The 22999-nt window shown below is 42.9% G+C and carries 19 protein-coding genes, 6 tRNA genes and 3 rRNA genes; 12 read left to right on the forward strand and 16 right to left on the reverse strand.

Annotated features, from left to right (window positions below; translation table 11 throughout):
- Positions 1 to 27: 27 nt before the first annotated feature.
- The 7 genes from B9T29_RS08005 (at position 28) to B9T29_RS08035 (ending at position 4043) form a co-directional block, all read left to right on the forward strand.
- Complete coding sequence (locus B9T29_RS08005; protein ID WP_086175419.1) at positions 28 to 399, forward strand: hypothetical protein; 372 nt, start codon at positions 28 to 30, stop codon at positions 397 to 399.
- Between the two features lie 9 nt (positions 400 to 408).
- Positions 409 to 1083 (forward strand): LrgB family protein, encoded by a 675-nt coding sequence (locus B9T29_RS08010; RefSeq protein ID WP_086175420.1) that lies wholly within the window; start codon positions 409 to 411, stop codon positions 1081 to 1083.
- Positions 1084 to 1169: 86 nt separating this feature from the next.
- Positions 1170 to 1616, forward strand: coding sequence for a DUF2147 domain-containing protein (locus B9T29_RS08015; protein WP_086175421.1), 447 nt, complete (start codon positions 1170 to 1172; stop codon positions 1614 to 1616).
- A gap of 162 nt (positions 1617 to 1778) precedes the next feature.
- The gene (locus B9T29_RS08020) at positions 1779 to 2225 is read left to right on the forward strand and encodes a DUF2147 domain-containing protein (protein ID WP_086175422.1); all 447 of its coding nucleotides are present in this window, start codon (positions 1779 to 1781) and stop codon (positions 2223 to 2225) included.
- 149 nt (positions 2226 to 2374) lie between these two features.
- Positions 2375 to 2824 (forward strand): DUF2147 domain-containing protein, encoded by a 450-nt coding sequence (locus B9T29_RS08025; RefSeq protein WP_086175423.1) that lies wholly within the window; start codon positions 2375 to 2377, stop codon positions 2822 to 2824.
- A gap of 161 nt (positions 2825 to 2985) precedes the next feature.
- Positions 2986 to 3435 carry a DUF2147 domain-containing protein gene (locus tag B9T29_RS08030; RefSeq protein ID WP_086175424.1) on the forward strand — a complete coding sequence of 150 codons (450 nt, stop codon included), beginning with the start codon at positions 2986 to 2988 and terminating at the stop codon, positions 3433 to 3435.
- A gap of 158 nt (positions 3436 to 3593) precedes the next feature.
- Positions 3594 to 4043 carry a DUF2147 domain-containing protein gene (locus B9T29_RS08035; protein ID WP_086175425.1) on the forward strand — a complete coding sequence of 150 codons (450 nt, stop codon included), beginning with the start codon at positions 3594 to 3596 and terminating at the stop codon, positions 4041 to 4043.
- Positions 4044 to 4090: 47 nt separating this feature from the next.
- Here B9T29_RS08035 and B9T29_RS08040 read toward each other — a convergent pair whose 3' ends face one another.
- From B9T29_RS08040 to pdxA, 3 genes are read right to left on the reverse strand one after another with little or no spacing between them, the layout of a single operon-like run.
- Positions 4091 to 4936 (reverse strand): symmetrical bis(5'-nucleosyl)-tetraphosphatase, encoded by an 846-nt coding sequence (locus B9T29_RS08040; protein ID WP_171264009.1) that lies wholly within the window; start codon positions 4934 to 4936, stop codon positions 4091 to 4093.
- A 15-nt stretch (positions 4937 to 4951) separates the two neighbouring features.
- Positions 4952 to 5764, reverse strand: coding sequence for a 16S rRNA (adenine(1518)-N(6)/adenine(1519)-N(6))-dimethyltransferase RsmA (rsmA, locus tag B9T29_RS08045; protein WP_086175427.1), 813 nt, complete (start codon positions 5762 to 5764; stop codon positions 4952 to 4954).
- Positions 5765 to 5797: 33 nt separating this feature from the next.
- The gene (gene pdxA, locus B9T29_RS08050) at positions 5798 to 6766 is read right to left on the reverse strand and encodes a 4-hydroxythreonine-4-phosphate dehydrogenase PdxA (protein WP_086175428.1); all 969 of its coding nucleotides are present in this window, start codon (positions 6764 to 6766) and stop codon (positions 5798 to 5800) included.
- Positions 6767 to 7256: 490 nt separating this feature from the next.
- Between pdxA and rplM the strand changes: the two genes are divergently transcribed.
- The 5 genes from rplM (at position 7257) to B9T29_RS08075 (ending at position 10112) form a co-directional block, all read left to right on the forward strand.
- On the forward strand, positions 7257 to 7685 hold the full coding sequence (gene rplM / locus B9T29_RS08055) for a 50S ribosomal protein L13 (RefSeq protein WP_004811299.1): 429 nt from the start codon (positions 7257 to 7259) through the stop codon (positions 7683 to 7685).
- 12 nt (positions 7686 to 7697) lie between these two features.
- Positions 7698 to 8084, forward strand: a complete 387-nt coding sequence (gene rpsI, locus B9T29_RS08060) for a 30S ribosomal protein S9 (RefSeq protein WP_086175429.1) — start codon at positions 7698 to 7700, stop codon at positions 8082 to 8084.
- A 266-nt stretch (positions 8085 to 8350) separates the two neighbouring features.
- Positions 8351 to 9001 carry a glutathione S-transferase N-terminal domain-containing protein gene (locus B9T29_RS08065; protein WP_086175430.1) on the forward strand — a complete coding sequence of 217 codons (651 nt, stop codon included), beginning with the start codon at positions 8351 to 8353 and terminating at the stop codon, positions 8999 to 9001.
- Positions 9002 to 9013: 12 nt separating this feature from the next.
- On the forward strand, positions 9014 to 9445 hold the full coding sequence (locus B9T29_RS08070; protein ID WP_086175431.1) for a ClpXP protease specificity-enhancing factor: 432 nt from the start codon (positions 9014 to 9016) through the stop codon (positions 9443 to 9445).
- A gap of 19 nt (positions 9446 to 9464) precedes the next feature.
- Positions 9465 to 10112, forward strand: a complete 648-nt coding sequence (locus B9T29_RS08075) for a hypothetical protein (RefSeq protein ID WP_086175432.1) — start codon at positions 9465 to 9467, stop codon at positions 10110 to 10112.
- A gap of 110 nt (positions 10113 to 10222) precedes the next feature.
- Here the strand turns inward: B9T29_RS08075 and rrf are convergent.
- The 13 genes from rrf to secA form a co-directional block, all read right to left on the reverse strand.
- A 5S ribosomal RNA gene (gene rrf / locus B9T29_RS08080) occupies positions 10223 to 10337 on the reverse strand.
- A 186-nt stretch (positions 10338 to 10523) separates the two neighbouring features.
- Positions 10524 to 13417, reverse strand: a 23S ribosomal RNA gene (locus B9T29_RS08085).
- 397 nt (positions 13418 to 13814) lie between these two features.
- Positions 13815 to 13890 (reverse strand) — tRNA-Ala (locus B9T29_RS08090).
- Between the two features lie 44 nt (positions 13891 to 13934).
- Positions 13935 to 14011: transfer RNA gene (locus B9T29_RS08095), tRNA-Ile, on the reverse strand.
- A gap of 61 nt (positions 14012 to 14072) precedes the next feature.
- A 16S ribosomal RNA gene (locus tag B9T29_RS08100) occupies positions 14073 to 15610 on the reverse strand.
- Together the 16S, 23S and 5S rRNA genes with 2 tRNA genes alongside form the textbook arrangement of a ribosomal RNA operon.
- Before the next feature lie 976 nt (positions 15611 to 16586).
- Positions 16587 to 16663 (reverse strand) — tRNA-Pro (locus B9T29_RS08105).
- Between the two features lie 4 nt (positions 16664 to 16667).
- A tRNA-His gene (locus B9T29_RS08110) sits at positions 16668 to 16743 on the reverse strand.
- 39 nt (positions 16744 to 16782) lie between these two features.
- Positions 16783 to 16859: transfer RNA gene (locus tag B9T29_RS08115), tRNA-Arg, on the reverse strand.
- Positions 16860 to 16903: 44 nt separating this feature from the next.
- Positions 16904 to 16980: transfer RNA gene (locus tag B9T29_RS08120), tRNA-Pro, on the reverse strand.
- Between the two features lie 153 nt (positions 16981 to 17133).
- Positions 17134 to 18201, reverse strand: coding sequence for a quinolinate synthase NadA (gene nadA, locus B9T29_RS08125; RefSeq protein WP_086175433.1), 1068 nt, complete (start codon positions 18199 to 18201; stop codon positions 17134 to 17136).
- A 147-nt stretch (positions 18202 to 18348) separates the two neighbouring features.
- Complete coding sequence (gene argJ / locus B9T29_RS08130; protein ID WP_086175434.1) at positions 18349 to 19569, reverse strand: bifunctional glutamate N-acetyltransferase/amino-acid acetyltransferase ArgJ; 1221 nt, start codon at positions 19567 to 19569, stop codon at positions 18349 to 18351.
- Between the two features lie 157 nt (positions 19570 to 19726).
- Positions 19727 to 20047: a hypothetical protein gene (locus tag B9T29_RS08135; RefSeq protein WP_086175492.1), complete on the reverse strand. Its 321-nt coding sequence runs from the start codon at positions 20045 to 20047 to the stop codon at positions 19727 to 19729.
- A 182-nt stretch (positions 20048 to 20229) separates the two neighbouring features.
- Positions 20230 to 22962: a preprotein translocase subunit SecA gene (secA, locus tag B9T29_RS08140; RefSeq protein ID WP_086175435.1), complete on the reverse strand. Its 2733-nt coding sequence runs from the start codon at positions 22960 to 22962 to the stop codon at positions 20230 to 20232.
- Between the last annotated feature and the right edge of the window lie 37 nt (positions 22963 to 22999).

Raw genomic sequence — 22999 nt, forward strand, 5'->3', positions numbered from 1 at the left:
CAAGTGTAATTATAATTGTTGGTAAAAATGGACTGGATAAAAACAATCGACTGGCCAGCCTGGATTGGCACACTAGCATTAATCATCTGCTTCCGTGAAGGAGCAGTATGGTTAAGCACACAATTTCATCATCCTGAGCTGGGTAATCTGCTGGGTTTGATCAGCCTATTGGTAACTTTATTTATTTGTAGAAATTTCAACAAATTACCCAGTCGCTTGGTCGACACCAATAACAAGATTATGAAAGAAAGTGCCTTTGCTTTTTTGCCCATTAGCGCCGGCTCACTGATTATGCTGACCCAGATGGGAAAAGAAATCCCTGCTTTCCTGCTGGTGATGTTTATCAGCACCCTGATCCCCTTGTGGGTCTATGCAAAAATGTCCAAGCGTTGGTTATAGGGAAATCATATGTTCGCAGTCTTCTACGGTTTAATGATCACGCTGATCGCCTATCTGGTCGCAAAACCTATTAACAAACGCCTTCCGCAAGTTCCGGTGATTGTCATCGGCATGTTTTTGATTATTGGCCTGCTGTTTGTATTCGGCATTCCTTATGAATCCTATATGCTCCAGGTCAATCCACTTTTTAATCACCTCTTGGGCTATGTCACTGTGGCATTGGCCATTCCCCTTGCCGCCATGCGTTATGATGATCTGCCGCTGAAAGCCATGCTCGGAATTCTGGTGTTTGCCAGTATCAGTGCGGTGGCTTTGCCTATGGGACTTGCCTATTTATTGCATATGACCGATTCAAGCATCATGGCATTTGCTACTCGTGCCGTAACCACACCAATTGCCATCAATATTGCTACCCTATTACATGCTCCGATTAGCATGGTCATTCTTATTGTGATTTTATCCGGTGTTATTGGTGCTGCCTTTTCTCCGTTGATCCTGCGTCATATCAATGACGAACGCGCTTCGGGTCTGGCATTGGGCCTGGCTGCTCATGCCATTGGAACAGCACAAGCCTGGCAAAGAGGCAGCGTGGCAGGACGCTATGCCGCATTTGGCATGGCAGTGAATGCTGTATTTACTGCAATATGGCTGCCAACTTTTATACTTTATTTGCAAAAAATGTGACTAGTGAATCATTAATAACCATTGGTACAGTCAAAAGTTGACCTTATGATGAAAATCGATCATGAAGTTATCGTAAGGTTTTTTTGATGAAAAATATTAAAATATTAGCCGCCCTACTTCTTTCTACCAGCAGCAGTGCTGTTTTTGCTGAAGACATCACGGGAACCTGGAAAAATATTGATGACAAAACCGGTTCATCAAAAGCCATTCTTGAAATTCGTCAGGAAAGTAACGGCACCTATACCGCACAAGTGGTCAAAGTAACCCCTCGCCCTGGCTATACTCCCAAAGAAATCTGCGTCAAATGCCCTGCACCCTATACCAATAAGCCCATTCTGGGAATGGATATCCTGAAAGGCTTAAAACATATAGAAGGACCCAACTATGCGAATGGTAAAATTATCGATCCGCTATCTGGTCATATTTACAGTATGAAAGCAAAATTAAGTGCCAATGGAAAACGTTTAACCCTGCGCGGTTATGTCGGAGTTTCCGCTTTAGGACGCAGCCAGACCTGGATTAGAAACGACTAAATATGACAAAAAGCCGCACTATGTGGCTTTTTTATTCACTGATATTTAAATAGTTCACATTATTTTTAATTATTATGAAGCAATGTATTGACTAATTTTTAAACGATAACTATATCTTTAATACAGACAAGAAAAATATTTTACACGCTCCTAGGAGTTGATATGAAGAAGAATCTATTATTTGCTGCTTTTGTTAGTGTAATTTTCAGTGGGAATCTATTGGCAAATGATCTTACGGGAACATGGAAAACCATTGACGACAAAACAGGCTCGTCAAAAGCGGTTCTTGAAATGCGTCAGGAAAGCAATGGGACTTATACGGCAAAAATTGTAAAAGTAACACCACCTCCGGGTTATACCCCGAAAGAAACCTGTGTAAATTGTCCAGCCCCTTATACCGACAAACCCATCTTAGGATTAGACGTTTTAACGGGATTAAAATCTAGCGGTGATAATCAGTTTGTAAATGCCAAAGTTCTTGATCCACTGAACGGTAAAATCTATAGCGGCAAAGCAAAATTAAGTCCAAACGGTAAACGTCTCACTCTACGTGGTTATGTCGGTGTGTCCGCACTTGGCCGTAGCCAGACATGGATTAAACAAGATTAAAGTATGTTAATTACGGTTCAGCATAGATGGGGAACATGATACGAATGAGAGCTTAAAACTTTTATCCAAAAAGGCCGCAAATTTCGTAGTTCTGCCCCATTTTAAATAAGTCACCAGGATGGCTTGACTTAAATAGATGAGGAAATTTTATGAAAAAAATAGCAATTACCACTACATTTTTTGTAGCACTATTAAGCAGTGTTTCAATTTTTGCTGAGGAGATAACCGGTACATGGATACAAATCGATGATAAAACAGGTTCACCTAAGGCACTGATTGAAATTAAAAAACAAACTAATGGATCTTATTCTGGAAAAATTATTAAAGTAACACCACGCCCAGGTTATACGCCCCGAGAAACCTGTTTCAAGTGTCCACCACCCTACACAGATCAACCTATATTGGGATTAGAAATCTTTCAAAGTTTACAACATATTGATGGAAATAATTATGCAAACGGTCGTGTACTTGATCCTTTAACAGGAAAAATATATGGCTTGAAAGGGCGAATTTCTCCCAATGGTAAACGTCTTATATTACGTGGTTATGTGGGAATTTCTGCCTTGGGTCGAACTCAAACCTGGATTAAAAACGACTAAATATGACAAAAATCAGTATTATGGTGCTTTTTACTCAATGATATTTAAATAACGCACATTATTCTTCATATCCATGACGCATCATATTGACTAATTTTTAAACATTTCTAATATGTTTTTTATTAATTAAAAAAATATTCACCACAACCGCAGGAATTTATATGAAAAATAATATCTTACTTACTGCTCTTGCCAGTTTAATTTTTAGTGGGAATGTATTGGCACAAGATCTATCGGGTACATGGCAACAAATTGATGACAAGACAGGTTCACCCAAAGCCATTATCGAAATTCGTAAAGACGCAAATGATATTTATACTGGTAAAATTATCAGAGTGACACCTCGTCCAGGTTATACACCGCAAAAGACATGCAACAACTGCCCTGCACCGTATACCAATCAACCCATTCTAGGCATGGATGTCCTTACCGGTTTAAAACACGTACCAGATAGCAATAATTATGAGAAAGGCCGGGTCATCGATCCTTTAGCAGGTAAAATTTATGATGCCAAAGTTCGACTGAATGCGAGCGGAAAACGTCTCACTTTACGTGGCTACATCGGTATTTCAGCATTGGGGCGTAGTCAAACCTGGTTACGGGTCGATTAATCCAAATCCCTGTTTTTAATTAAAAAGCCACAATAGAGTGGCTTTTTATCCAAATCAGCTTAAAACTGTTTGCTTGACTCTAGAGTATATTGACTAATTACTTTATCTATTTAATATATCCGTTAATTAAAAAATGAAAGATTAAGTGAGAGTCTTATATGCAAAAGAATCTATTGCTGGCTGCTTTTGCTGCTGCACTTTTCAGTGGAAATGTTTTCGCTCAAGACATTTCTGGAACATGGCAGCAAATTGACGATAAGACCGGTGCTGCGAAAGCGATTATTAAAATTAATCAAGAAACCAATAATACATTTACCGGGAAAATTATTAAAGTTACTCCTCGCCCAGGTTATACCCCACGAGAGACATGTAATAATTGTCCAGCACCATATACCAATCAACCAATTTTGGGTATGGAAATTCTGAAGGGCTTAAAACATGTATCTGGAACCAATAACTACGAAAAAGGCCGTGTTATAGATCCTCTAGCGGGTAAAGTTTATGATGCCAAAGTTCGACTGAATGCAACAGGCAAGCGTTTAACTTTAAGAGCTTATATGGGTATTTCCACCTTGGGACGCAGCCAGACCTGGATCAGACTTGACTAAGTACCTCTAAACAAAAAAGCCACATCATGTGGCTTTTTTATTATTGCTTAGTTTGAGGATGACATGACTGGATTATCAACTTTAAACAATTCTTTATCTTCTAATCGATAAGCGATTAGCTGATGTCCCCAAACACACCCGCCATCCACATTCTGAATCTGTGGCGTAACGGTTTTCCCTTGTAATGCGGCCCAGTGTCCAAAAATCAACTGATGAGTTTTAGCAGCTTTGGATTCAAACTCAAACCATGGCTGAAAGCCTTCAGGCATGGGATCATCCAGAGAATCTTTAAAGCAGAATTCCATTTGCCCTTTTGCATTGGTTAAACGCATACGAGTCAGATAATTGGTAATACAACGCAAGCGCTCATTGCCTTGCAAATCATCTGACCAAAGATCGGGTTTTTTACCGTACATTTCCGCCAAGAAAGCATCCACTACAGCAAAATCATCATGGGAAATCACCGCTTCTATTTCTTTTGCCAATGCCGCAGTTTGCTCTGCTGACCAAAGACAAGGAATACCCGCATGCGTCAATATGGTTTGTTCATTCGGAAACAGGCATAAAGGCTGTTTACGCAACCAGTCAATTAAATCATCGCTATCAATAGCATCAATCACATCGCTGGTTTTATCTCTTTCATTTAGCTCTTTTAAACCACGTGCACATGCCAACAGGGTTAAATCATGATTGCCCAGTACTGTAGCTGCCACACCACGATCCACCAGTTTTTTGACAAAGCGTAGCGTGCCAACCGAGTTTTCACCCCGCGCCACCAGATCGCCTGCAAACCAGATAAAATCCTGATCCGGATCAAACTTGATTTCTTTCAGCAAGGCTTTTAAGGCTTCAAAACAGCCCTGAACATCACCAATCACATAATTGTATCGAATATTCGAAGCTGCCACTTAATCCACCATTTGATCTGCTAATGCAACAAATTGAGCCAACGTTAAAGTTTCTGGACGTGCCATTGGATCAACCCCAGCATTTTCAAAACCTTCTTCAACCAACATGCCTTTTAAACTATTGCGCAAGGTTTTACGACGTTGGGTGAATACATGTGAAACCAGACGGGCTAAAGCTTTTTCACTTTTTGCCACAATCGGCTTGGTTGCATAAGGCTCTAGACGGAAAACTGCAGAGGTGACTTTAGGTGGTGGATTGAATGATCCCGGTGGTACTTCAAACAAGAAAGTCGGTTTGCAATAATACTGAATCATCACTGACAAACGGCCATATTCTTTGCTGTTTGGTGATGCGGTAATACGGTCAACCACTTCTTTTTGCAACATGAAGTGCATGTCTTTGACTTTGTCACCAAATTCCAAGAGGTGGAACAACAACGGTGTCGAAATGTTATAGGGTAAGTTACCAACCACACGAAGCGGACGACCTTCTGCAAATAAATTGGTGAAGTCGTATTTTAATGCATCGGTTTCAATAATGGTTAAACGTTCAGGATGCGGTACACGACCTGGTAAACCTGCCGCCAAATCACGATCCAGCTCAAGCACGGTCAAGGCATCACATTCACCAATTAAAGGCGAAGTCAAAGCTGCAAGACCCGGACCAATTTCAACAATATTTTCACCTGCACGCGGGTTCACCGAACGTACAATTTTTGCAATGACACGTTGGTCATGTAAGAAGTTTTGACCAAAACGCTTACGCGTGTGATGCCCTTCATCTTTTGGGTTTAAGGCATTAATTTGATACATAAAAACATTTCCAACGTGAGTAATGAGTAAAAATCAGTGGCGAGCCAAATCCAAGGCTAAATCGACAGCAACGTGCAAGCTTGAACTTTTTGCCAGTCCAGTCCCTGCAAGGGAGAGCGCTGTGCCATGATCTACAGAAGTACGGATAAAAGGTAAGCCCAAAGTAATGTTAATGGCTTCACCAAATCCTTGAGATTTTAACACAGGTAAGCCCTGATCGTGATACATCGCCAGAACAGCATCGGCATCTTTTAAATTTTCCGGGGTAAACAAAGTATCGGCAGGCAAACTTAGGCTCATATTAATGCCCTGTGCACGGTAACTTTCCAGTACCGGATTAATCACTTCAATTTCTTCCATGCCCAAGTAGCCACCCTCACCGGCATGCGGATTCAGACCACAAACTAAAATACGCGGATGATCAATCTTGAATTTGGTTTTTAAATCATGAATCAGAATATCAATCACTTGATGCAATCGTTCTGAAGTAATAGCATCCGGAACATCGCGTAAGGCCAAATGGGTGGTCGCGAGTGCAACACGTAAAGTCTTGGTGGCCAGCATCATCACTACACGCGGTACCCGAGCAAATTCCTGGTAATATTCGGTATGACCACTAAAGTGAATACCCGCTTCATTGATAATAGATTTTTGCACAGGCGCTGTAGCCACACCGACACTTTTACCCTGCATGGCATAATCTGCTGAACGACGTAATTGTTCTAAAACATAGGCAGAATTTTGTGCATTGAGTTGCCCCAGTATAACCTCGGTATTTAATGGCACATGTTCTACATACAGCTGCCCTTGAGCCGATGATTCAGCTTGTGCTTGATACTCTAGCAGCTCGATATCAATATTTAATAACTCGGCACGTTGCTTTAATAAATCAATGTCGGCCAATATCACGATTGGTCGCTCATCAATACGATCCGCCAAACTTAGACAAATATCTGGACCAATACCGGCAGGTTCACCACTAGTGACATATAAAGGAAGCATAATTCATCCAGGTAAGCTTGATGATCAACATTATAACGCGAATGCGGAACAAGAAAGCTGAAGCTGTGCAAAACAACTTATAGATCAAATATTTTAATCAACAAGATAGCTAGTAATTTGCATGACCTCGATATCTTTCATTTTATTATTCCATTGAAAGCAGGATGTTAAATTTTAATCATCAGTTGTTAGAAACAGCAAAAATGCTGAATAACTAGATTTTTCATGCCGATAAAATTGTGTCTGTAGCCTTAAAGGAAGGCATGCAAAATTGTCAGTTCCCGAGATGAAAGACAATTTTTTTATCTTCATTTACCAACCATCCTTTTTAGATTCTCCAACCCTTCCATTTTCATTCTTGTTCTTTTAAAATATAGCGCTTGAAATTTTATATTTTCATTGTGGTTCTCCTGGCTTTCAGGTAGAATTCGGTCTCCTTTTGTTTGGACAGCTTCCATAGTCCAAACCAACTATAATAGGTAGTGGTTTAATGAAAACTCTCAGCGCTAAGCCAGCTGAAGTTCAACACGACTGGTACGTTGTTGATGCTTCTGGCAAAACTTTAGGTCGTCTTGCGACTGAAATCGCTCGTCGTTTACGCGGTAAGCATAAAACTTCTTATACTCCTCACGTTGATACTGGTGATTACATCGTTGTGATCAATGCTGAACAAGTTCAAGTGACTGGTAAAAAATCACTTGATAAGAAATATTATCGCCATACTGGTTTCCCTGGTGGTATTCGTGAAACTAATTTCGAGAAATTAGTTGCTCACAAACCAGAAGAAATTTTCCAACGCGCTGTAAAAGGCATGTTGCCAAAAGGTCCTCTTGGTTATGCAATGATCAAAAAAATGAAAGTGTACGCTGGTACTGAGCATCCACATACTGCTCAACAGCCACAAGTTTTGGACATCTAAGGGATACAGCACATGGCTACTAACTATGGTACAGGTCGCCGTAAGACCGCAACTGCACGTGTTTTCTTATCAGCTGGTACAGGTAAACTCGTAATCAATAACCGTACTCTTGAGCAATATTTCGGTCGTGAAACTGCTCGTATGGTTGTTCGTCAACCTTTAGAGCTTCTTGAAGCTACTGAAAAATTTGACCTTTACATCACTGTTGCTGGTGGTGGTATCGGTGGTCAAGCTGGCGCTATCCGTCACGGTATTACTCGTGCATTGATCGCTGCTGACGAATCTGTTAAACCTGCTCTTCGTCAAGCTGGTTTCGTTACTCGTGATGCTCGTGAAGTTGAACGTAAGAAACTTGGTTTACGTAAAGCTCGTAAACGTCCTCAATTCTCTAAACGTTAATTCGTTTACCGAATCGGACAAAAAGCCTTGGTTTATCCAAGGCTTTTTTATTATCTATTACAAAGAATTGACGAATAAAACGAATCAATACCCATAAACGATCACAACCTATAGTTATTGGCCATCATACAAAAACCAGTGCCTGGCCATCTACAAGTTAAAAATGGGCACAGCAAAAAATATAAATTTCATTCATCCCCATTGAACCGTGATTTTATAGCCTAATTTTAGTATCCTATCCTATTCATTTATCACTGCTTCGGATTATGTCAATCGAAAATGCACCTCCTCAAGGAATCACGCTTTACAGTCATGCGGATGATTTTCGCTCACACTGGATACGCTATGTACTTGCCGAGAAGCAAATCAAATATAATCTAATTATTGTAGATGAAGATGATGAAGATCTCGCCAGTCTAAATCCCTATAACCAGCTTCCTATGATGATTGAGAATGAGCTTAAGCTCTTTAATAGTGGCATTATTTCCGAATATCTAGATGACCGCTATCGTCAAAACAAGCTCTATGCCGATGCTCCAATGCCACGTGCAGAACAACGTCAGTATATCTGGCGTTTTGATCAAGACTGGTTAAAACTGGCTGATATTATGCTACGTCATCCAGATACCCTGAATGAAAAAGAGAAAGTAAAAGCTCAAAAGCAACTCAGAGATACGCTTATTTCACTTACCCCTCTATTTCAGCATTTTCCCTATTTTATGTCGGAAAGCTTTACAATTTTAGATTGCATGCTAGCACCCATTTTTATACGTTTAAATGCTATGGGTATTGAATTACCTAAACAGCATTGCCGTCCTATTCATTTATATTGTCAACGAATTTTTAGTCGGCCTGCATTTATCAAGTCCTTAACGATGCAGGAAAAAAACCGCTACAGTGAATTTTTAGTAAATTAATCGAGCAAAATCATGTCTGAACAAGAATTGAATCTCCCCCCTACCCGCCCTTATTTAGCACGTGCTATTTATGAATGGATTTGTGACAACAACCTTACCCCTTATTTACTGGTTGATGCGACTCAGCCCAATACCAGGGTCCCGGAACAATTCATTCAGGATGGTCAGATTGTTTTAAATATTGTGCCTCATGCTGTACATCAGTTAACCATGAGTAATGATGCTATCACCTTCTCTGCGCGTTTTGGTGGCGTTTCACGTGATATCTATGTACCCTTAAATGCAGTGATGGGCATTTATGCACGTGAAAATGGGCAAGGTTTATTCTTTGATCCAAATGAATATGAAGGTACCCAAATCGCTGAAGATACTTTAAAATCTACTACAACTTCAGAAGAAACTAAACAACCTAAGAAAAAACCGAGCCTACGGTTATTAGACTAAAATAATATGGAGCAAGTGAATGGCTTTTGATTTAGTACAATATTTTGCTGAGCAGATTAACACTCAAAAGCCTCAGCTTCTCGAACATTATTCTAGAGAAGATCGAAAAACTCAGCTGTTAGAAATTAATGCGCTGGTATTAGGTAAACTCATTTCACTTTGGCGAACCGACGATAAAAAAGTTTACCAAGAAATTTCCTCGCCAGATGATCTGTTTATTCAAGAAATTGCGCGCCATCTTACAACATCTTCAAAAAATCAGTCCAGCTTGCCTAAAAATGAGTTAGAACCAACAGTAACTGAAATATTAAAATTACAACTGGCAGAATTAAAACAGCTTAATGATATTGGAAACCTGAATATCAGAGGGTTACATGAGCTTATATTAGGACAGATTGAACACCTATCTGGTCAAGCCTCCGATTGGGTTTGGTCAACAAATGATCTAATAGAATTAAAAGGCTCTAAACCAATTGAGCAAGAAGATATATCATTAGACTCAACAATGAAGGAGTTTAGTCAAATGGTTCACCAGAATATCCAGCAGCATGATGTTGAAGAAGTTTCAGTTGTAAGCACCCCAACCTGGGCAAAGATTGTTGAGCCTGTAGTTGCAATCGCAATTCTTTGGGTACTGGCCTCTGCAGCATGTAATATTTTTGCTTAACATTTGCAAAAATTCAGATCTTAAAACCAGCATTTGCTGGTTTTTTTATTGCTTCTATTCCCCGCAAAAAAAACACCCCCTGATTTGATCAGGGGGTGTTTAGAATAATGAGCTGGCGATGACTTACTCTCACATGGGTAATCCCACACTACCATCAGCGCTAAGAGGTTTCACTTCTGAGTTCGGGAAGGGATCAGGTGGTTCACTCTTGCTATTGTCGCCAGCACAACTGTTTATGGACTTGTTCGGGTCTTATTTAACTGCTTTGCAGTGTTTGCCGTACTTGATACCAAATGAGTTTAACAGAGATACTTGAGTTGAATATTGTCTTACTAACGAGCTTATGAATCAAGCTGTTTTGCTGAATATCGAATCAATTGAGCTTTTATACAACAACTGTTTGGGTGTTGTATAGTCAAGCCTCACGAGCAATTAGTATTGGTCAGCTTCATGCGTCACCGCACTTCCACATCCAACCTATCAACGTCGTAGTCTTCAACGGCTCTTTAGAGGACATAAAGTCCTAGGGAAATCTTATCTTGAGGTAGGCTTCCCGCTTAGATGCTTTCAGCGGTTATCCCTTCCGAACATAGCTACCCGGCGATGCGACTGGCGTCACAACCGGTACACCAGAGGTTCGTCCACTCTGGTCCTCTCGTACTAGGAGCAGATCCTCTCAAATTTCCAACGCCCACGGTAGATAGGGACCGAACTGTCTCACGACGTTCTAAACCCAGCTCGCGTACCTCTTTAAATGGCGAACAGCCATACCCTTGGGACCTGCTTCAGCCCCAGGATGAGATGAGCCGACATCGAGGTGCCAAACACCGCCGTCGATATGAACTCTTGGGCGGTATCAGCCTGTTATCCCCAGAGTACCTTTTATCCGTTGAGCGATGGCCCTTCCATACAGAACCACCGGATCACTAAGACCTACTTTCGTACCTGCTCGACTTGTGGGTCTCGCAGTTAAGCGCGCTTTTGCCTTTATACTCTACGCGTGATTTCCGACCACGCTGAGCGCACCTTCGTACTCCTCCGTTACTCTTTAGGAGGAGACCGCCCCAGTCAAACTACCCACCAGACATGGTCCTCGTCCCGGATAACGGGACAGAGTTAGAACCTCAATATTACCAGGGTGGTATTTCAAGATTGGCTCCACCAGAACTAGCGTCCTGGTTTCAAAGCCTCCCACCTATCCTACACAAGTAAGATCAAAGTTCAATGTCAAGCTGCAGTAAAGGTTCACGGGGTCTTTCCGTCTAGCCGCGGGTACACCGCATCTTCACGGCGAATTCGATTTCACTGAGTCTCTGCTGGAGACAGCGCCCCCATCATTATGCCATTCGTGCAGGTCGGAACTTACCCGACAAGGAATTTCGCTACCTTAGGACCGTTATAGTTACGGCCGCCGTTTACTGGGGCTTCGATCAAGAGCTTCGCTTACGCTAACCCCATCAATTAACCTTCCAGCACCGGGCAGGCATCACACCCTATACGTCCACTTTCGTGTTTGCAGAGTGCTATGTTTTTAATAAACAGTTGCAGGGGCCTGGTTTCTGTGGCTGCCAACAGCTCAAGGAGCAAGTCCTATCACCGCCGGCAGCGTACCTTCTCCCGAAGTTACGGTACCATTTTGCCTAGTTCCTTCAGCAGAGTTCTCTCAAGCGCTTTGGTCTACTCGACCTGACCACCTGTGTCGGTTTCGGGTACGATTCCTGTGTAACTGAAGCTTAGAGACTTTTCCTGGAAGCATAGTATCAGCCACTTCACTGTACAAGTACAGCTTGCTATCAGATCTCAGCATAGAGTACCCCGGATTTGCCTAAGATACATGCCTACATCCTTCCACCTGGACAACCAACGCCAGGCTGACTTAACTTACTCCGTCCTCTCATCGCATTACACAGAAGTATTGGAATATTAACCAATTTCCCATCGACTACGCCTCTCGGCCTCGCCTTAGGGGTCGACTCACCCAGCCCCGATTAACGTTGGACTGGAACCCTTGGTCTTTCAGCGTGCGAGTTTTTCACTCGCATTGTCGTTACTCACGTCAGCATTCGCACTTCTGATACCTCCAGCAGACTTCTCAATCCACCTTCATCGGCTTACAGAACGCTCCCCTACCACTTGCAATAAATTGCAAATCCGCAGCTTCGGCATATAGTTTTAGCCCCGTTACATCTTCCGCGCAGGCCGACTCGACTAGTGAGCTATTACGCTTTCTTTAAAGGGTGGCTGCTTCTAAGCCAACCTCCTAGCTGTCTATGCCTTCCCACATCGTTTCCCACTTAACTATAATTTTGGGGCCTTAGCTGGCGGTCTGGATTGTTTTCCTCTTGACTACGGACGTTAGCACCCGCAGTCTGTCTCCCGGATAGTACTCATTGGTATTCGGAGTTTGCATCGGTTTGGTAAGTCGGGATGACCCCCTAGCCGAAACAGTGCTCTACCCCCAATGGTATTCGTCCGAGGCGCTACCTAAATAGCTTTCGGGGAGAACCAGCTATCACCGAGTTTGATTAGCCTTTCACCCCTATCCACAAGTCATCCCCTGGCTTTTCAACGACAGTGGGTTCGGTCCTCCAGTCAGTGTTACCTAACCTTCAACCTGCTCATGGATAGATCACCCGGTTTCGGGTCTACACCCAGCAACTAAACGCCCTATTAAGACTCGATTTCTCTACGGCTCCCCTATTCGGTTAACCTCGCTACTGAATGTAAGTCGCTGACCCATTATACAAAAGGTACGCAGTCACCGAACAAGTCGGCTCCCACTGCTTGTATGCATGCGGTTTCAGGATCTATTTCACTCCCCTCACAGGGGTTCTTTTCGCCTTTCCCTCACGGTACTGGTTCACTATCGGTCAGTCAGGAGTATTTAGCCTTGGAGGATGGTCCCCCCATATTCAGACAAGGTTTCACGTGCCCCGCCCTACTCGACATCATTATCTAAGCCCTTTCGTGTACGGGAATATCACCCTCTACGTTCGCACTTCCCAGAGCGTTCCACTAAAGCTTAGATAACTTAATGGGCTTTTCCCCGTTCGCTCGCCGCTACTGAGGGAATCTCAATTGATTTCTTTTCCTAAGGGTACTGAGATGTTTCACTTCCCCTCGTTCGCCTCGCAACACTATGTATTCATGTTGCGATACCTACCTTATGGTAAGTGGGTTTCCCCATTCAGAAATCTCCGGATCACAGGATATTTGCCGCCTCCCCGGAGCTTATCGCAGGCTATTACGTCTTTCATCGCCTCTGACTGCCAAGGCATCCACCACATGCACTTAATTACTTGACTATACAACCCCAAACAGTCGTCCATCCCTACAAGTAGGATGAGCAACAGATTATGATGATCTCTCATCACTCTCATACAGTTGGCGTTTGTGCACTTAAGCACCGTACAGCTTCAATTAGATTCATATACCAAAACGCTTGATTCAGTTAATTTCGCTAGTAACTCATTTCTTAATCTTCATCAACCAGTCATAAATGACTGCTAATGTCGATTTCAAAACGAGTATGAACAAATTATTTCAACTCAAATATATTCTGTTAATGATTTTTCCAGCCTTCGTCAGGTCAGGAAACTGTGATAAATCACAGAACTTAATAAACTAAAACCATTCAATCATGATCTTATTTACTAAATTCTATAATCTAACTTCTTAGCTTATATATTGAAGAACAATATATGGTGGAGACTAACGGAGTCGAACCGTTGACCTCCTGCGTGCAAAGCAGGCGCTCTACCAACTAAGCTAAGTCCCCAGCTTATCAATAAGTCAATGTATCTTTTTTCTGTAGTCAGATAGTGGTGGGTCTGACAAGACTTGAACTTGTGACCCCACGCTTATCAAGCGTGTGCTCTAACCAACTGAGCTACAGACCCTCAGATACATCGTCATGAAGAACAACTTGTTGTGGATTCTTACCGGTCGTCAATCTTTCGTTAAGGAGGTGATCCAGCCGCAGGTTCCCCTACGGCTACCTTGTTACGACTTCACCCCAGTCATCGGCCACACCGTGGTAAGCGTCCTCCTTGCGGTTAGACTACCTACTTCTGGTGCAACAAACTCCCATGGTGTGACGGGCGGTGTGTACAAGGCCCGGGAACGTATTCACCGCGGCATTCTGATCCGCGATTACTAGCGATTCCGACTTCATGGAGTCGAGTTGCAGACTCCAATCCGGACTACGATCGGCTTTTTGAGATTAGCATCCTATCGCTAGGTAGCAACCCTTTGTACCGACCATTGTAGCACGTGTGTAGCCCTGGTCGTAAGGGCCATGATGACTTGACGTCGTCCCCGCCTTCCTCCAGTTTGTCACTGGCAGTATCCTTAAAGTTCCCGGCTTAACCCGCTGGCAAATAAGGAAAAGGGTTGCGCTCGTTGCGGGACTTAACCCAACATCTCACGACACGAGCTGACGACAGCCATGCAGCACCTGTATGTAAGCTCCCGAAGGCACCAATCCATCTCTGGAAAGTTCTTACTATGTCAAGACCAGGTAAGGTTCTTCGCGTTGCATCGAATTAAACCACATGCTCCACCGCTTGTGCGGGCCCCCGTCAATTCATTTGAGTTTTAGTCTTGCGACCGTACTCCCCAGGCGGTCTACTTATCGCGTTAGCTGCGCCACTAAAGCCTCAAAGGCCCCAACGGCTAGTAGACATCGTTTACGGCATGGACTACCAGGGTATCTAATCCTGTTTGCTCCCCATGCTTTCGTACCTCAGCGTCAGTATTAGGCCAGATGGCTGCCTTCGCCATCGGTATTCCTCCAGATCTCTACGCATTTCACCGCTACACCTGGAATTCTACCATCCTCTCCCATACTCTAGCTTCCCAGTATCGAATGCAATTCCTAAGTTAAGCTCAGGGATTTCACATCCGACTTAAAAAGCCGCCTACGCACGCTTTACGCCCAGTAAATCCGATTAACGCTTGCACCCTCTGTATTACCGCGGCTGCTGGCACAGAGTTAGCCGGTGCTTATTCTGCGAGTAACGTCCACTCACTATAGGTATTAACTATAGGAGCCTCCTCCTCGCTTAAAGTGCTTTACAACCAAAAGGCCTTCTTCACACACGCGGCATGGCTGGATCAGGCTTGCGCCCATTGTCCAATATTCCCCACTGCTGCCTCCCGTAGGAGTCTGGGCCGTGTCTCAGTCCCAGTGTGGCGGATCATCCTCTCAGACCCGCTACAGATCGTCGCCTTGGTAGGCCTTTACCCCACCAACTAGCTAATCCGACTTAGGCTCATCTATTAGCACAAGGTCCGAAGATCCCCTGCTTTCCCCCGTAGGGCGTATGCGGTATTAGCATTCCTTTCGAAATGTTGTCCCCCACTAATAGGCAGATTCCTAAGCATTACTCACCCGTCCGCCGCTAAGTTATGGTGCAAGCACCACAACTCCGCTCGACTTGCATGTGTTAAGCCTGCCGCCAGCGTTCAATCTGAGCCATGATCAAACTCTTCAGTTTAAAATCAATAGTGCTTTATTCAAAACACCAAATCTGGCTCATCAATTTTCTGACATTAATTTCTCAAATAAACTTCGAGTCATTTCTACCATCAATCAATGAAAATAATTTCGATCAATCAACCAGTAAAAATCCACACAAGTTGTTCTTCATAATCTCTTAATGATCTTCTTGCTGATTCGTCACCAGCAAGCTAGGTCGGCTATATTACACTAGATATTCTCAGTGTCAATCAGTAATTCAAATTATTTTAAACTTTCTTTCTAAAACCCAATCTTAACACTTCGTGCTAAGTTGCTGTTTTACCAGAAGTTTTAATCTTCATCACCGCCGATGGATGTGCATTCTACAGCATTTCACAACCAGCACAACCCCTGTTGCGCTTTATTTTTTAAATTATCTTCCAACTGTTTATTTATTCTTCAAAATAGAGGGGTTTTCTTATTTTTAAGTTTAAATCAACAACAATTTTGATTTAAATTTATAAATAACGTCTTTTCAATCCATTTTACTTCTCTGATTTTTTATCTTTTTATTTTCTCACATCAACTGCACTGGAGTTATTAGAACAATCAGCATTCCTATCGACTTAAAAATTTATAAGGTATAAACAAAAGATAGGAGAGATAGAGAAAAGAATTAAGCTGGAAATAAAATCCACCTTTTCCAGTAATAATGCGATTTGCTAATTTTTAATATTCTTTTTAAGCAAAATTTTAATTCTTTGGCTTATTTTCAAGTTTTATATTTCAAGAGAGCTCATTAAATTATTTGAATATCGAGAGCAGGAGCAATAAATACGATTCAAGCCATGTTGAATGTTGAATGTTGAATGTTGAATGTTGAATGTTGAATGTTGAATGTTGAATGTTGAATGTTGAATGTTGAATGTTGAATGTTGAATGTTATTATTAAATTTTAGGCATAAAAAAACCGCATTTAAGCGGATCATTTATTTTTAAGTTTAAACTTAAAATGGTCGGAGCAGTAGGATTCGAACCTACGACCCTCTGGTCCCAAACCAGATGCGCTACCAAGCTGCGCCATACTCCGAAATTGGGGTGAATGATGGGATTCGAACCCACGACAACCGGAATCACAATCCGGGGCTCTACCAACTGAGCTACATCCACCGTTACAACATTTTGGCTCTATAATACCAGACTACCAAATGGTGCGCCTGACAGGATTCGAACCTGTGACCATCCGCTTAGAAGGCGGATGCTCTATCCAACTGAGCTACAGGCGCATGACCGATGATAAAAATATCATGCGATACTCGCCTTGAAGAATTGGTCGGAGCAGTAGGATTCGAACCTACGACCCTCTGGTCCCAAACCAGATGCGCTACCAAGCTGCGCCATACTCCGATTCATCTCAGCTTTTAGTGTATCGCACATCGTGCGGTACGGTGTGCATTCTAGGCGTGACGCCTAGAGACGTCAACACCTATATTCAAAAAAACCTAAAAAATCACTTCAACCGCTTATTTATCAAGCATTTTAGGTAATTTTTGATCAAAATTAACGTTTTAGACCCGCACTAAAGCTCAACATACGATCAAGTGGCAATTTAGCGCGGTCAGCAAGAGCAGGATCAACGTGTATTTCTTGATCACCCTTTTGTAAAACCTCTAAAATTCCATCCAATTCATTCATGGCCATCCATGGACAGTGAGCACAGGAACGACATGTTGCCCCCTCACCTGCCGTCGGAGCTTCAATAAGCGTCTTATTTGGCACAGCTTGTTGCATCTTGTAGAAGATGCCACGGTCGGTTGCCACAATCAAACGCTCATTTGGCAGTGTTTGTGCCGCTTTAATCAGTTGCGAGGTACTTCCTACTGCATCTGCAATATCGACCACTGACTCAGGCGATTCCGGATGAACCAAAACAGCCGCATCTGGATAGAGTGCTTTCATGTTGGCAATACCACGTGCACGGAATTCTTCATGCACAATACAAGCACCATCCCAAAGCAACATATCCGCACCGGTTTTCTTTTGGATGTAACGTCCCAGATGCTGGTCAGGTGCCCAAATAATCTTTTCACCTAGGCTATCGAGATGTTCAATAATCTCGACTGCACAGCTTGATGTCACCACCCAGTCTGCACGCGCCTTGACTGCAGCCGAGGTATTGGCATAGACCACCACGGTATGATCGGGGTGCGCATCGCAAAATGCAGTAAATTCATCTACCGGACACCCCAAATCTAAAGAACAGGTCGCTTCCAAGGTTGGCATAAGCACGGTTTTTTCAGGAGAAAGTATTTTTGCTGTTTCTCCCATAAACTTCACCCCGGCAACCACCAAAGTTGATGCAGGATGGTCTCGGCCAAAGCGTGCCATTTCTAATGAGTCAGAAACACAACCGCCAGAAAGCTCTGCAATCTCCTGAACTTCAGGATCGCAATAGTAGTGGGCGACAAGGACAGCATCACGTTTTTTGAGTTCTGCCAGAATTTGTGCAAACTTTTCCTGTTTGACCTCATCACTTAAATGAATATCTTTAGGTTCACCCAATCGATCTAAATGCGCCTGCACAATCGATTTAGCCTCATTGGCAATTAAATTGGTCGCATTACTCATAACGTGTTCTCTATCCTTTAAACTTGCTTCTCACAAGTCATTCAACCCACTTACCAGTCAGAATAGCATCATGCTTTTTGACCAGTCATTAAAAACTTTACCTTATAAAAAAGCCTCACTACGGAGGCTTTTTTCATTCAACTCAACTTAAGAACGGTAATCTGCATTGATCTTGACATAGTCATAAGACAGATCACAGGTATAGACGGTATCTTTCGCCTGTCCTCGTCCCAAATCAACCCGAATAGTCAACTCAGCCTGAGACATCACGCGCGCGCCAGCTTCTTCCGTATAGTCCGCTGCTGCACCACCATCTTTGCAGATCTGTACATCATCCAACCAAACCTGAATTTTTTCAACGTCTAAATTTTTAACGCCCGCATAACCAATTGCTGCAAGAATACGCCCCCAATTCGGATCTGAGGCGAAAATTGCAGTTTTCACCAGTGGTGAATGAGCAATACTATAGGCAATATCGCAACATTCCTGGGTATCTGCACCACCTTCAACCGCAACGGTAATGAATTTGGTTGCACCTTCACCATCACGTACAATTAGTTGTGCCAAACGTTTCATGACACGTGTCAACACATCTAGAACAATGGTGTAACGTGAATCATCAGTTGAAGTAATTTCTTTACCACCTGCCTGTCCAGTAGCGACAAAAATACATGAGTCATTGGTTGAGGTATCACCATCTATCGTAATACGGTTAAATGATACATTCACAGTGGTTTTTAATAACTGCTGCACCAGTTCACGACTGATCGGTACATCGGTCGCGACATAGCTGAGCATAGTGGCCATATTGGGACGAATCATGCCGGCACCTTTGGAAATACCGGTCATGGTGTAGAGCACACCATCCATCTCAAACTGTTCTGACGCCCCTTTAGGCAGCGTATCCGTCGTCATGATACCTTTTGCTGCATCCAGCCAGGCATCTTCTTTTAATGAATCCAGTGCAGGCTGCAAACCATTGACCAGGCGTTCAATAGGCAATTGCTCGCCAATGACCCCGGTAGAAAAAGGTAAAATTTCGCTGGTCGATACACCCGCCAGTTCAGCCAGTTTTGCACACGTCGCCTGCGCATTCACCATACCGATTTTCCCGGTACCCGCATTGGCATTACCGGTATTAATCACTAGATAGCGTGGATTAGTGATTTGCAAATGAGCTTTACACACATGTACCGGTGCTGCACAGAATGCATTTTGGGTAAATACACCGGCAACGTTTGAACCTTCAGCAAATTCAAAAATAACGAGGTCACGTCGGTTCTGATAACGCACATAAGCTTCAGCTGAACCAATTTTTACACCTTTAACCACATGCATCTGTGGCATTGTTAAGTCGCCCACCGCCATTTTTAAACTTCCAAATAAGTTCGTGATAAAAAGACAGCTTAGTAGAAATTCAGTAAAAAATCGAGCAGAACACTTTGTTTGATTTATTTTTTATCAGTTTGCTATTTTCAGGCCCAAAAAAACCAGTCCGTAGACTGGTTTTAGCAATACATTAGATTTAGTTGGATGCCAACTGAGTCGATTCCGACAATAGCGCCTGTTTGGCTTTTTCCTGACTGGCAGCAGATAAAGCCGGATTTGAAGCCACAATGCGGTTTGCATTCGCTGCATTTGCCGGTGTGATGGCTGCAGTTTTTAACACTACTGGACGTTGCTGCGGGTTAGCAAAGGTATAGCGAATCCCGGTACGTGGACTCATAACCGTAGTGTTGTCATCTTTAACAGCATTTGCCGCTGTGTTTTTTGCTGGCTCATTTGCAAAAGCCAGACCTGGAATAGCTAAAGCTAAAATCATCAATGGTTGTAATACTTTTTTCATTGTCTTTTCCGCTTCTGAATGTTCATCAATATCCACTAAATACCACTTAATTCAGCTCTCTGCAAACATATTCACATCTTGCAAAAATAAACCCTATATTTTGCTGCAATAAAAAAACCACTTTATCTATTTAAATCCAAAGGAAAAGAAATATATAAAGTGGCTGCATGTTTTAGATAAAATTAAATTTTACCGTGACATTGCTTGTATTTTAAACCTGAACCACATGGGCAAGGTGCATTACGGCTTGCAGGCGGCTCAAATGTTTGCCCTGCTGGATTAAAGCCAGACTCCACTTCAACAATTTCAGTACCGCTTAAATCGCCGGTTAACAAATTATCAAACTCAGCATGAGAAAGATTCAATTGCATGGCTTCAGCTTGAGCCTGCTTTTGTGCTTCCATTTCAGCCAGTTCTTCAGCTGTAGGAACATGAACACGTGAAAGATCTGTAATCACATCTGACTTGATCACAGCCAGCATATTTACAAACAGATTAAAGGCTTCTTTCTTGTATTCCTGTTCAGGATTCTTTTGTGCATAACCACGCAAGTGAATGCCCTGACGCAAGTAATCCATGGCAGCCAAATGATCTTTCCAATGGCGATCCAAAGCACTTAACATGAAATGACGTTCCAGCATGGCTGCTGACTCATCACCCATCTGTTCACGGCGAGTGCGATAGCGTTGTACGATTTCATCAGAAATACGTTCTACCAGAGCTTCTTCATCTAAACGACGGTCTTGTTCCAGCCATTGATTGACCGGTAAATCAATACCTAAATCCTCACGCAATGCACGTTCCAGACCATCGATATCCCATTGGTCATGAATGGATTCCGGCGGAATATAATTTTCAATTACACCTTTAATCACTTCGTGATGCATTTCTTCAATGTAATCTTGTAGCGTACTTTCAGCGAGCACTTCATCACGTTGTGAATAGATGATCTTACGTTGTTCGTTATTCACATCATCGTATTTCAACAAATTCTTACGAATATCGAAGTTACGGGCTTCTACTTTACGTTGTGCATTTTCAATTGAACGCGACACCATTTTGTGTTCAATGGCTTCATCTTCCTGCAAGCCCATTGCCCGCATCATGCCCACAACGCGGTCGCCGGCGAAAATACGCATCAAGTCATCTTCAAGTGATAAGTAGAAACGTGAAACACCCGGGTCACCCTGACGACCGGCACGACCACGCAGCTGGTTATCGATACGGCGCGACTCATGACGCTCTGAACCAATGATATGCAAGCCGCCAGAAGCCAATACCATTTCATGGTTTTGTTCCCATTCAGCCCTTAAGCGTGCTTCATCTTCAGGCGTTGGGTTTTCAATGTGAGCCAGTTTGGCTTTCCAGTTACCACCCAGCAAAATATCGGTACCACGACCTGCCATGTTGGTTGCAATGGTCACGGCGCGCGGTGAGCCTGCTTGAGCAATAATGTCTGCTTCACGCTCATGCTGCTTCGCATTTAGTACTTCATGCGTAATACCCGCTTCTTTCAATTTTTCAGAAAGAATTTCAGAAGCTTCAATCGTTGCCGTACCAATCAGGATCGGTGCAACACCGTCTTCATGCACCCGCTGAATTTCTTGAATGATGGCGTTATATTTACCATTACGGTTTAAATAAATAAGATCATTTTCATCTTTACGGATCATTGGTCGGTGGGTTGGAATAAGTACCACATCCAAACCATAAATCTCTTTCATTTCCGCAGCTTCGGTATCGGCTGTACCAGTCATACCAGAAAGCTTTTTGTAAAGACGGAAATAGTTCTGGAAAGTCGTGGTTGCCAAAGTCTGGTTTTCAGGCTGAATTTCCAGACCTTCTTTCGCTTCAACTGCTTGGTGCAAACCTTCTGACCAGCGACGACCTGGCATGGTACGACCGGTGTTTTCATCAACAATAATCACTTCGCCATCATGAATGATGTACTGAACATTACGTTGATAAAGATAGTGTGCACGAATAGCAGCCGAAACATGATGAACCAAGTTCAAGTTAGATGGTGAATACAAGCTCTCACCTGCAGCCAGCAAACCCATCTCAATCAATTGATCTTCTACGGTTTCATAACCAACTTCAGTCATTTCAACCTGACGTTGCTTTTCATCAATCCAGAAATGACCGCCATCCGGCACTTTTTCTTCTTTTTGCGCACGAAGTTTTGGCGGGATGCTATTGATTGCTGCATACAATTGTGAAGAGTCATCACTTTGACCAGAAATGATCAATGGTGTACGTGCCTCATCAATCAGGATCGAATCGACCTCATCGATAATGGCATAGGTTAAGCCACGTTGTTTTTTCTCGGCTTGAGAAAAAACCATGTTGTCACGCAGATAATCGAAACCAAATTCGTTGTTGGTACCGTAAGTAATATCGGCACGGTAGGCTTCAGCTTTCTCTGTTGGATCTTGCATGGAATAAATAATACCAATGCTCAGACCCAAGAATTCGAATAAGGGACGGTTTAATTCCGCATCACGCTGTGCCAAATAATCGTTCACAGTGATGACATGTACACCCTGTCCGCTAATAGCATTCAGATAACAAGCCAAGGTACCCATCAGGGTTTTACCTTCACCGGTACGCATTTCTGCAATTTTACCTTCGTGAAGGGTAATACCACCAATCAGCTGGACATCGTAATGACGCATTCCCATAATTCGCTTTGCCGCTTCACGACAAACAGCAAATGCTTCAGGTAATAATTTATCCAGGCTTTCGCCCTTGTTATATCGTTGTTTGAATTCTTCAGTTTTTGCAGATAAGTCTGCATCGCTTAGTGCAGATATCGTCGGCTCGAGCGCATTAATCTTATCTACGATTTTACGCATGCGTTTGAGTTCGCGCTCATTTTTGGTACCGAAGATTCCTCCGATCAGACTTGCCAACATGAATAGACTCTCTAAATCTTGCTTGTCGAATGAATAA

The sequence above is a fragment of the Acinetobacter sp. ANC 3903 genome (genome assembly GCF_002135315.1).
GTDB lineage: Bacteria > Pseudomonadota > Gammaproteobacteria > Pseudomonadales > Moraxellaceae > Acinetobacter.

Excerpts from the sequence above, each read along its gene's own strand:
- rpsI (WP_086175429.1), top strand. The coding sequence starts at position 7,698 with ATGGCTACTAACTATGGTACAGGTCGCCGTAAGACCGCAACTGCACGT.
- B9T29_RS08020 (WP_086175422.1), top strand. The coding sequence starts at position 1,779 with ATGAAGAAGAATCTATTATTTGCTGCTTTTGTTAGTGTAATTTTCAGT.
- nadA (WP_086175433.1), bottom strand. The coding sequence starts at position 18,201 with ATGAGTAATGCGACCAATTTAATTGCCAATGAGGCTAAATCGATTGTG.
- B9T29_RS08025 (WP_086175423.1), top strand. The coding sequence starts at position 2,375 with ATGAAAAAAATAGCAATTACCACTACATTTTTTGTAGCACTATTAAGC.
- B9T29_RS08005 (WP_086175419.1), top strand. The coding sequence starts at position 28 with ATGGACTGGATAAAAACAATCGACTGGCCAGCCTGGATTGGCACACTA.
- rsmA (WP_086175427.1), bottom strand. The coding sequence starts at position 5,764 with ATGTATCAAATTAATGCCTTAAACCCAAAAGATGAAGGGCATCACACG.
- secA (WP_086175435.1), bottom strand. The coding sequence starts at position 22,962 with ATGTTGGCAAGTCTGATCGGAGGAATCTTCGGTACCAAAAATGAGCGC.
- rplM (WP_004811299.1), top strand. The coding sequence starts at position 7,257 with ATGAAAACTCTCAGCGCTAAGCCAGCTGAAGTTCAACACGACTGGTAC.
- B9T29_RS08015 (WP_086175421.1), top strand. The coding sequence starts at position 1,170 with ATGAAAAATATTAAAATATTAGCCGCCCTACTTCTTTCTACCAGCAGC.
- B9T29_RS08075 (WP_086175432.1), top strand. The coding sequence starts at position 9,465 with ATGGCTTTTGATTTAGTACAATATTTTGCTGAGCAGATTAACACTCAA.
- B9T29_RS08035 (WP_086175425.1), top strand. The coding sequence starts at position 3,594 with ATGCAAAAGAATCTATTGCTGGCTGCTTTTGCTGCTGCACTTTTCAGT.
- B9T29_RS08070 (WP_086175431.1), top strand. The coding sequence starts at position 9,014 with ATGTCTGAACAAGAATTGAATCTCCCCCCTACCCGCCCTTATTTAGCA.
- B9T29_RS08010 (WP_086175420.1), top strand. The coding sequence starts at position 409 with ATGTTCGCAGTCTTCTACGGTTTAATGATCACGCTGATCGCCTATCTG.
- argJ (WP_086175434.1), bottom strand. The coding sequence starts at position 19,569 with ATGGCGGTGGGCGACTTAACAATGCCACAGATGCATGTGGTTAAAGGT.
- pdxA (WP_086175428.1), bottom strand. The coding sequence starts at position 6,766 with ATGCTTCCTTTATATGTCACTAGTGGTGAACCTGCCGGTATTGGTCCA.
- B9T29_RS08030 (WP_086175424.1), top strand. The coding sequence starts at position 2,986 with ATGAAAAATAATATCTTACTTACTGCTCTTGCCAGTTTAATTTTTAGT.
- B9T29_RS08135 (WP_086175492.1), bottom strand. The coding sequence starts at position 20,047 with ATGAAAAAAGTATTACAACCATTGATGATTTTAGCTTTAGCTATTCCA.
- B9T29_RS08065 (WP_086175430.1), top strand. The coding sequence starts at position 8,351 with ATGTCAATCGAAAATGCACCTCCTCAAGGAATCACGCTTTACAGTCAT.